Source organism: Alkalibacterium sp. s-m-28 (genome assembly GCF_054658175.1).
The window spans coordinates 1-7,133 of sequence record NZ_BAAGIQ010000095.1; the positions used below are offsets into that span (position 1 = coordinate 1).

The 7,133-nt window shown below is 34.4% G+C and carries 9 protein-coding genes and 1 pseudogene; 8 read left to right on the forward strand and 2 right to left on the reverse strand.

The features are described from left to right. Positions 1-162: 162 nt before the first annotated feature. Positions 163-450: pseudogene (gene tnpB, locus ACYQ4S_RS10070) on the reverse strand (IS66 family insertion sequence element accessory protein TnpB); the annotation flags it as partial. After that, the gene (gene tnpA / locus ACYQ4S_RS10075) at positions 447-818 is read right to left on the reverse strand and encodes an IS66 family insertion sequence element accessory protein TnpA (protein ID WP_346023759.1); all 372 of its coding nucleotides are present in this window, start codon (positions 816-818) and stop codon (positions 447-449) included. The pseudogene tnpB and the gene tnpA, both read right to left, overlap by 4 nt. Before the next feature lie 362 nt (positions 819-1,180). Here tnpA and ACYQ4S_RS10080 point away from each other — a divergent pair, with 362 nt between their 5' ends. The 8 genes from ACYQ4S_RS10080 (at position 1,181) to ACYQ4S_RS10115 (ending at position 6,873) form a co-directional block, all read left to right on the forward strand. After that, positions 1,181-1,561 (forward strand): Na-translocating system protein MpsC family protein, encoded by a 381-nt coding sequence (locus ACYQ4S_RS10080; RefSeq protein WP_346023758.1) that lies wholly within the window; start codon positions 1,181-1,183, stop codon positions 1,559-1,561. 479 nt (positions 1,562-2,040) lie between these two features. Continuing rightward, positions 2,041-3,030: a sodium-dependent bicarbonate transport family permease gene (locus ACYQ4S_RS10085; protein ID WP_346023757.1), complete on the forward strand. Its 990-nt coding sequence runs from the start codon at positions 2,041-2,043 to the stop codon at positions 3,028-3,030. A 16-nt stretch (positions 3,031-3,046) separates the two neighbouring features. Further along, entirely contained in the window at positions 3,047-3,352 is a 306-nt protein-coding gene (locus ACYQ4S_RS10090) for a P-II family nitrogen regulator (RefSeq protein WP_091268083.1), read from the forward strand. Between the two features lie 58 nt (positions 3,353-3,410). Beyond that, the gene (locus ACYQ4S_RS10095) at positions 3,411-3,608 is read left to right on the forward strand and encodes a DUF6671 family protein (RefSeq protein WP_346023756.1); all 198 of its coding nucleotides are present in this window, start codon (positions 3,411-3,413) and stop codon (positions 3,606-3,608) included. Between the two features lie 144 nt (positions 3,609-3,752). Next, the gene (locus ACYQ4S_RS10100; protein WP_287027552.1) at positions 3,753-4,199 is read left to right on the forward strand and encodes an Hsp20/alpha crystallin family protein; all 447 of its coding nucleotides are present in this window, start codon (positions 3,753-3,755) and stop codon (positions 4,197-4,199) included. A 179-nt stretch (positions 4,200-4,378) separates the two neighbouring features. After that, positions 4,379-5,059, forward strand: a complete 681-nt coding sequence (locus ACYQ4S_RS10105; RefSeq protein ID WP_459770944.1) for a recombinase family protein — start codon at positions 4,379-4,381, stop codon at positions 5,057-5,059. A gap of 142 nt (positions 5,060-5,201) precedes the next feature. Further along, complete coding sequence (locus ACYQ4S_RS10110; RefSeq protein ID WP_346023755.1) at positions 5,202-5,966, forward strand: HNH endonuclease; 765 nt, start codon at positions 5,202-5,204, stop codon at positions 5,964-5,966. 472 nt (positions 5,967-6,438) lie between these two features. Next, positions 6,439-6,873 (forward strand): transposase, encoded by a 435-nt coding sequence (locus tag ACYQ4S_RS10115; RefSeq protein WP_459770942.1) that lies wholly within the window; start codon positions 6,439-6,441, stop codon positions 6,871-6,873. The last annotated feature ends 260 nt before the right edge of the window (positions 6,874-7,133 follow it).

Sequence of the window (7,133 nt, forward strand, 5' to 3'; positions counted from 1 at the left end):
CCTGCTGAAAAACTGGATCGTGACGTAGCCAATTGGCTGAAGAATCCGTTGAGTAACCGGCTATTAACTGCACAAGAACCTGCATAAATAAATCAATATAGTCATGTGTACAATAGTTTCTTGAATCACTTTCTTTTGATCGATGGAAAGACCTTCAATGAGCCACCGATATTGTTGAGGTGTGATTTCGCGAGCTTTATCCGTTGTTCGAGGCCACTGAAAACTTCCGTTTTCGAGCCTCTTATAGAGGAGAAGAAACCCATCACCCTCCCAGAGAATTGCCTTCATTCGATCTTTCCGTCTACCACAGAAAAGAAATAGCGCATGTTGGAAGGGCTCCAGTTTATACGTTAACGAAATCATGGCCGTAAGGCCATCAATGGATTTTCTCATATCAGCTTGCCCACAGGCGAGAAAGATACGGAGATCGTCAGGTAATTGGATTTTCATGATGACCTTCCGATAAGTGTAAGGATTGTTTCCAATGTCTTAGCATCTGCACCATTATGAATCTCAATCTCAGTCTGATGTACACGTAGTACAGCACAAACCTGTAATGATGAATCAGAAACTCTTTCAGAGAGCGGATTCGGCATAGTGATTTCTGCAAATCGCTTTGATTCTGTAACTGCCATCACTCCTGCCTGGATCAATGAATCCTCACGGATTATTTTATTCCAGTAGAAAAAAGAAGGGGCTGAGATTTGGTTTTCCTCACACCAGTTTCTGATTGATTGTCCACTTTGTCTTTGGGCAGCGATAATTTCCTGCAACTTTGTTTTCAATAGGTCATGTTTTGCCTGTCTTACAGTTGCCATATTTGCTTAGCCTCCCAGTTTAGACTTAGTTTTAGTACCGGCTAAGGATTGCTTAGCTGGTGCTAAAACTTACTACTATACTAAAGATTATCTCATGGCAGACAGTGTGTTTGAATCCGTACTTTTATTGAGCGCTTACAACAAACAATGACTTTATATGTATTTACAACGAATTAGATATATGTTATGCTAAATTAAATTTTTTTAAGTTAGAATAGGTTGCTCAATATAAGTACAATTATCAAATGTATTAGCATTAAGATAATAATTAATTGTCTGTATGAAAATACGGTTAGGGTTTTGTTGCTTAGATTGAAACAAATCGGTATGTCACCCTTAATATATGGTGATAGGAAATACCCTTGATAGGAGGAACAACCATAACAAAAGGTCAATTAGAAGCAGAAATAAGCAAGGCATTAACACTGTGGGAGAAGGATTTTCTAGGACGAGGATCCGTAACAGTGAAAACTGACATTTTAAGGGATATGGTCATTGTTGTTCTAAGAGGAATATTAACACCTGCAGAATATAAGGTTTGCCAAACATCAGAAGGAATATTATCTATTAAGAAAGTTCGAGCAGATCTAGTAGAAGCAGGTCGAGATATGTTAGGTGAAATAATAAAAGAAAAAACAGGGGAAGAAGTAATAACATTTCATACGGACATCAGTACAAAAACCGGTGAACGGGTTATGATCTTTAAATTATCTGGCGATTTAGAGAAAAAACTAATGTCTTAGAAAAAATAATAGTAGGGAGATCTACAAAGGCCCATTTTGGATGAAATAGTGGGTAAGTTGAGGATAAACCGACTTTTTTCTAGCGTAAGGCAGTTATACCACTATAAATGTGGATACTGTACCTTGCTAGAAAAAGTCGGTTTTTTGCTTAGGTACTCTATACAACAAACACCACTAAGAGTATGACACAATATCTCAAATACTTTTACAAAAGCCAGGGTATAAGCACTTAATATAATGAAAGGAGGTGTACTACTGTCCCTATAATTTACAATTATATTGTAATGAAAATTATGAACATAAAGGTAAGTTGATAGACAAATGAAAGGTGGAATACACCAGTCAAATGTGGGTCAGCATCCATGGCTACTACCTCAAAATTAGTAATATGATGTTGACCTTATTTTTGCGCATGTAATTAATTATAATTTATTAATGAAAAAATAAGTTTTAAAAATAATGGTGAGGTGTTAAGTAAGATGATTTCTTTAGAATTTGCATTTAGCAACATGTTATCTCCAGCAATATTATTTTTTATATTAGGAGTTATAGCGGTATCAGTTAAATCTGATCTTGAAATACCTGATTCAATTGGATCAGCAATAACATTATATATTTTAATATCCATAGGATTACAGAGTGGAGTAGCAGTGAGTAAAACAGGGATACTAGGAGTAGTAATACCTGCTTTATCCGCAATAATTATGGGTATTTTAATTACAACTGTAGTATACTATATAATGTCAAAAATAGGATTTGATCCAGAAAATGCAGGATCCATAGCAGGACATTATGGAGCATGTAATAGTGTAACCATTATAACAGTTTTGGTTTTTTTAGAGCAAATGGGAGCTAGCTATGAGGAATTTGTGCCTGCCTTGTACCCTTTTATGGATACAGCAGCTTTACTTACCGGTATTGTTCTAGGTCGTGTTGGTTTAAAGAAAAGATCTGTTGAAGTAGAAAAAGGTGAATATAATATAAGAGATATATTGCGTACATCTTTAACAGCTAAATCAACATTATTAATTTTTGGTGGCTTTCTAATTGGATTAATATCAGGTGTTGAAGGAACGAAAAGTCTCATGCCTTTCTATGATAATATTTTTGAGGGAATTTTCACAATTTTTATGCTTGATATAGGAATACTTTCCGGTTCAAGAATCTTTGAACTAAAAAGTGTTAAGCCAGTTACATTGGTGTTAGCAATTATTCTCCCGCCATTACAGGCTTTTATGGCAATAATATTAGCTACTTTTATTGGCTTAAGTCCAGGAGGAGCAACTGTGTTTGCAGCATTGGCTGGTGGAGCATCCTTTATATCTGCACCGGCAGTAATGAGAAGTACCTTTCCGGATGCCAACCCCTCTTTGGCTATTGGAATGAGTCTAGGGATTATTTTTCCCTTTAATATTTTAATAGGAATCCCCCTTTACTATCAAATAGCAAATATAATTTCAAATTTATAGATGGAGGTGTACCAACATGTTGAAAAGTGCTGAGAAAATTATTATAATAACTGAAAGAATAATCTGTTCTCGTATAATAGAATATTTAGAGTCTTTAGGTATTAAAGCTTATACCATTTATCAGAATGTTTCTGGACAAGGTGAAAGAGGTATGAGATCAATATCTGGAGGACTTAGTAGATTTGGTGAAAATATAAGAATAGAAATTATAATAGAGAATGAAGAAGAGGCTATAGCTGTAGCTGAAAAGATATACAATAAATATTTGTCTTCAAAATATGCGGGGATAGTCTATATAGAAGATATTCGAGTAATTAAGTAATGGGTAAGAAAGCCATTATATGTATGAGAGAAGTTCAACTACCGGAGATATAGAGCGTATGGGAAATCAATTTGAAGCTGCAAGACATAAGGCAATTGGAGCTATGGATTTATGTGGTAAAACCTTAGCCTTTGCCAGTGAAGGTTCCTTTGGTCTCCATCCTTTTATGCCTTTCGTTCCATTTAATCGGGAAATAGTACTATTAGTTGATAAAGAGAATGATCTAGAAATCAGTGGTATGGCAACTACAGCATAAAAAAAAAGGCATAAAAAAAATAAGTAAAAAAACAAAAAAACTATTGACAGATTTTGAAAAGTGGTGTATATCTAAATTAGAGTTAGCACTCAACGACAGAGAGTGCTAATGATGAGAATAAAAACAAGTAAAGGAGTGGTTATTATGGCAGGATTAATTCCATTCAACAGAAAACGAAATGATGTAATGAATACTGGTTTTGAAGATTTTTCCAACATGATTGATGACTTTTTTACAGGTAGCTGGCCATTGCAAAGAAGTTTAGCGGCAGATACATTTAAGATTGACATTCAGGATAATGATACAGAGTACACAATTGAAGCAGAACTTCCAGGAGTAAAGAAAGAAGATGTAGAGATTACGCTTAACGAAGGAAGACTTAACATTTCAGTGAAAAAAGAAGAAGTTTCTGAAGATAAAAACAAAAAATATATTCATCGTGAAAGAAAATATGCTCAGATGTCACGAAGCATATTCCTTGCAGATGCCAATGAAGAAAGTGTTCAGGCAAAACTAGAAGAAGGTGTGTTGACAATTAAGGTACCTAAAAAGGAACAGGTCGACACCTCTAAACGCATCATGATCGAGTAATGAAAGACAGTACATTAGCACACTGGCACAACAACATGCCGGTGTGCTAATGCTTTTTAATTGAGAAACAGTAGCGTAAGTTCATTGGTATAAACATCTGAATTAATATAGAATAAAATATAGGTGGAAATCAATGGTATTAAAGATGTAAGTGGTTACTTATTGATACATACATAGATATTGCCTCAGGGAAAGCGAAGTCTAACCGCAAAACATTTCATCGTCTAATTAAAGATTGTGAAGCAAAAAATATAGAAATTGTGATAACAAAAAACATTAGCAGGTTTGGCCGAGATAGCGTTGAAGTGCTTGAAGGGTTGAATAAGCTAAGAGTGCTTGGAGTTCGTGTCATATTTGAACTAGAAGGACTCGATAGAGCTGATACAGATAGTGCCTTGATGATTTCAATTATCGAATCGATTGCACAAGCCGAAAACGAATCTCGTAGTGAAAATATTAAATGGGATTATAGACGTCTTGCGGCACAAGGCACATCAAAATTATATAACCGAAAATGTTACGATTATGAAAATGATACAGATGGAGTACTGATCATTAAGGAAGATGTAGCTAAAAATGTCCGAATAATTTTTGAACTGTATTTGCGCGGGTTTAGTATTATTGGTATAAAGCGAGAGTTAGAAAAACTAGGAATAAAAACCCCAACCGGAAAAGAAAATTGGTGCAAAAGAACAATTGATGTTATGCTAAGCAATGAGAAATATATCGGTGTTGTTAGGCTACTTAATGCGGGAGAACACCAAGACATTATGTTTCAGAAAATAACCATCCAGCAATTATTTCAAAAGAATAATTTGAAGCGGTACAAGAGGAAAAGAAAAATAGAAGTGATGTTGTAAAAGGGAAAAATGGGATGAAACGGAAATAAAAAAAGTATAGTTCCAAAAGACGGATTGATTAATAAACTAGTTGTTTTAAGAGTTTTTGGATAGCTAAGTTTACTATGCAAATTGAGAATGCAAAAAATGGTAGGTGATTGATATGCAAAAAGGATTAGATTACTATCCAACAAATGCAAAAAATTGTACTGTCGATGAGTGGATACAGATGTTACAAGAGAAAGACTGTTTTACTCCTGTCTTGCTTGAAGCCATCTATGCCTTAGTGGTTGAAATGGGTGGTAAAGGATCCGCCAAACTAATATCAGAAATAACTGGACGTCCATATCAAGTATATAATTCATCTATGGCTCAAACAGTTAAACGGCTAAGAAAAAAAGGTTATACATTTGTAGCTGATGTAAGGAAAAACAGTAAAAAGGAAAGGTACTGGAGTCATTTTTTTAAGGGATATTATGAGAAGGAACTATTTATTTGGGAAGTGAAAGATTCTTTACAAGAAGCATTTATGATATACAGTAGAAAGTTTGATAGGATCGATGCTTGGACTTATGATAATGAAATAGCAAATGAGTATGAAACTGTCGAAGGAATGAGACGCCATCGTATTCATTATCAAATTGAACGTAATCCAGAAATAATAAATATTGCAAAGAAGGAATTTCTTAAAAGGCATGGGGAACTTTTTTGTGAAGCGTGTAACTTTTCATTCAAGAAAATATATGAGATTGATTTTATTGAAGCACATCATATTTTACCACTATATATGGGAAAAAGGATGACTAGAAAGTTAGACTTAATTATGCTTTGTGCAAATTGTCATCGTGCAGTACATAATAAGAAGTGGAATGATAAACCGATAGATATTTTTTTAGAATACATGAAAAACAAATTGATGAAATATTAATTCACATTAAATAACCTAATCAAAAAAAATAGTGAATCACTAGTGTTGCATTAAATATTTACCTGTTCAATGACATAAAAAAATCCTTTATATGAGTACTTGAATGACTTATCGAAGACCAATACAAAGGATCTATGAACGGATAAGTATAAAATAAAAATGGTTTTCGTATATTAAATTAGAACAATTAAGCTTAGATTCTCGTCAAGCCATTGAACAATTTGATCGTTATGCAAAGAAATTGACATTTAAGAAAGTAATAAAGCTCTTTCTGTATACCGTTAACGATGAAACAGAAAGTTTACGACACCTAGACCAATAACATGTTAATCCGAATTTGAAAAAAGTAATGTGGATAGTCTCTATCAGTTACTTTCAGCTTTCTCGTGCCCTACGGGCACTTGAACCAAATGTATTACTGGAGATTTTTTATCATTTACTTTCTCTTATGCATAAAAAGACGAAGGTACATGTGCAAGGCCATCTAGACGTTCCTAAAGGAACGGGTATTATCAGTGATCAATTGGTTCAATTGGGCAGTCAAGTCTACTTGACGAGTCTCTTTCGACTTGTGACGATAGAGAGAAAGCAGCAAGTCAATTTAAGAATTATCACCAACCGCATGGATGTATCAGCTGAAGAGATTAGTAAAATGTATCAATCACGGTGGCAAATCGAGCTCTTTTTCAAGCATATCAAGCAACACATGACGATTAAAAACTACTTTTCAAAGTCAGAAGAAGGTGTAGAAAATCAAGTCATACTGGCACTGATTGTCTATTTACTGACCTTGCTCATCAAGCTTGAATTGGACTTAAAACAAACAGTTTTCCACATTTTAAGGCATTTGCGAGCGCTACAGTATGAACCGTTCGAATTATTTAAGGAAATTTTCGAACCAGACTAAGTGAAAGAAGTCACCTATAGAGTTATCTTCAACTGAATAAGTCAAAAAAATTCTGGAAAAAGTCATCCGCTGCGCCAGCATTTAACTTTTTTGAAATTTTTAACGAAAGCTAGATATGATTTAATTAACAATAAACTCAAGTTTCGCACCCTGATCAAACCTTGGAAAGCCTATCGGCTTAAGGTTAATCAACTAAATCAAACAGTGATGTGTGACGGATTGGACTCACTTCCAGCTAAAATTTCTTTAAATGAAGTCGG

Bases quoted from the DNA above. Each gene is read 5' to 3' on its own strand.
- tnpA (WP_346023759.1), bottom strand. From the start codon at position 818: ATGGCAACTGTAAGACAGGCAAAACATGACCTATTGAAAACAAAGTTG.
- ACYQ4S_RS10085 (WP_346023757.1), top strand. From the start codon at position 2,041: ATGATTTCTTTAGAATTTGCATTTAGCAACATGTTATCTCCAGCAATA.
- ACYQ4S_RS10090 (WP_091268083.1), top strand. From the start codon at position 3,047: ATGTTGAAAAGTGCTGAGAAAATTATTATAATAACTGAAAGAATAATC.
- ACYQ4S_RS10095 (WP_346023756.1), top strand. From the start codon at position 3,411: ATGGGAAATCAATTTGAAGCTGCAAGACATAAGGCAATTGGAGCTATG.
- ACYQ4S_RS10100 (WP_287027552.1), top strand. From the start codon at position 3,753: ATGGCAGGATTAATTCCATTCAACAGAAAACGAAATGATGTAATGAAT.
- ACYQ4S_RS10110 (WP_346023755.1), top strand. From the start codon at position 5,202: ATGCAAAAAGGATTAGATTACTATCCAACAAATGCAAAAAATTGTACT.